The sequence below is a fragment of the Colwellia sp. genome, assembly GCF_013215345.1.
In the GTDB taxonomy this organism is placed as follows: Bacteria; Pseudomonadota; Gammaproteobacteria; order Enterobacterales; family Alteromonadaceae; genus Colwellia.
On sequence record NZ_JABSOV010000249.1, the window covers coordinates 1 to 2,013 of the forward strand.

The window sequence follows — 2,013 nt, forward strand, 5'->3', positions numbered from 1 at the left end:
ATATAATAAAGAGTAAATAGAGGGTAACCACCATGAAAGACAGTTTAGTAAAGTTGTCTTTGGCTACTTTAACTTGCTCGCTCAAGGAGTTATTGTCACGCAAAACTTGGGCTAATAATAGCTCTAAGTGACTAACATATAGTGTAGTAATCTTGTCAGACTCCGCAACCCTAGCCTGCCAATCGTTATTTTCTTGAATTGATATCTGGGTGAATAAATTGACGATAATATCATTTTCTTCAATAGCGGTAATAAGTTGTAAAGCTAAATTATAACCGCCCTTATTTATTAGCTTGCTCTTTATACTCGTTAACGTTTGCCTGAGTTGTACTGATTGCTCATTTATCCCCTTTGCTAAATAGGTTTGCCGACCAGAAAAGAGTAAGTCTTGAGTGGTTAGCCAAAGTTGCGACATAGTAAATACATGTTCAAGATTCTGTACCAGCAAACGTGATTGATAATGGGCTCGAGATATCTGCTCAACCTTTTGATATTGATGCCAAAGGCTTGCAAAAATAATCACACCCGACAGTAGCGTCGAGATAGCTAATAGCTGATTATAATTAGAAATCTTCATAATTAATTCGCCATTTTAGTTAGAAAGATGAAAGCCTTAGCACAGTTAAAGCTTTTCCAATTCCTCTCCCCATAACATTTCTGTGAGTAATAGGGTTTTCAGTGCGCATCTTAAAACCACATTGGCTAACTCAGGAGCGCCTTGTGCATTCGTTAACAGACTTTCATTGGCCGTAACACCGTCGGCACTTAACTGCTGCTTCAATTCTTGATAGTTTTTACCAATAAACATGTTCTTAAAATCGCTATGTTGGGCAATTTTCTTTTTAGGGCTCCGACAGCGCTGAAAAACAAAGTTAGTTATTCTTAAGTCTTTATCAATAGCCCAGACTATTTCGACTAGACCCCAGTCACTTTGCTCGGATCTTACATGAACATAACCTAGGATTTCCTTACCGAGCATTGCGATATACAAGGTATGTCGACCCAACTCACTAAAGTGCAAATCATTATTGGGTAGTGCAATTTGCACTTGTGACCTAATATTGTCATCGACAGTTTTAACAATAGAAAGTTGATTGGTTTTTTGTGGGTACAGCTCGGCTATTTGTGCAACGGGATCACGTAACGAGCAATAAGCGATTGCATTGACATTACCCGACAGCAATATCAACATGAGTAAAATGAGTATTAATACAATAGCGTGCATTTTCATATCAGTACCTATATCTTAATTGAACGCTAGCCAATTGTTGTTTTTGACCGCTTGCCGGGCTATTAATTTGCTTAACGCCTGACATACTCAATTCTAGCTGGGTAGTAAATTGATAACTAAAACCAATATTTATCAGCTTGTCGGTACTTGCTTGAAACTCTTTATCCTTGATGATGAACTGACTATAGAGTTTGAGCTGATTATTTATTGAGGTTTTATTTAGCTCAATTAAGCTGTATTTTTCTTTTTGCCAGCCCTGTGATTGTTTATTGTCTTCACCTAATGCTAATTCACCTAAAAACCCCCAAGTACCCCAATAGTATTGCCAATCAAGGGCTAACCTTTTTCGTGAGACATCATCAATTTGGCCATCAAAAATGGATACACCGACAACAAAGTCATGGTGACTTAATGAGCCTATTCGGCCAGTAACCGCATAAGAGCCGTCAACCGACTTTGCCTTATCTTTACCGCCTAGGGTGTAACTAAAATTGTATTCTATTTGGTTTATCACTTTGTTTAAGCTAACTCCCCAATCGAGCTTGGTGCCCAAGTTTTTGCCAAGGTAGTAATCAAGTAGGCGGCCATTGGTATCAATGCTCTCTTCTAAACCAAAAGGTAAAGTAAAATGCCCTACTCGCACATTCGGCAGCCAATTAGGTCCGGCAGTATAATTTAGGTGCGCTTCTCGAATAATAAAGTCACTATCATCTTTTGAGCTAAATAAGAAAGGTACAGGCATATGGTTTGATAACTTAGTCCAATACACTTGCCCTACGCCA

General features: G+C 38.5%; 3 protein-coding genes. All 3 read right to left on the reverse strand.

Annotated features, from left to right (window positions below; translation table 11 throughout):
* Positions 1–577, reverse strand: a 577-nt coding sequence (locus HRT50_RS18720; protein WP_291617331.1) for a hypothetical protein, incomplete at its 3' end; no start/stop codon positions are given.
* Between the two features lie 45 nt (positions 578–622).
* The gene (locus tag HRT50_RS18725) at positions 623–1,231 is read right to left on the reverse strand and encodes a hypothetical protein (RefSeq protein ID WP_291617333.1); all 609 of its coding nucleotides are present in this window, start codon (positions 1,229–1,231) and stop codon (positions 623–625) included.
* A gap of 1 nt (position 1,232) precedes the next feature.
* Positions 1,233–2,013: hypothetical protein (locus HRT50_RS18730; RefSeq protein ID WP_291617335.1), on the reverse strand; the 781-nt coding region annotated here is incomplete at its 5' end.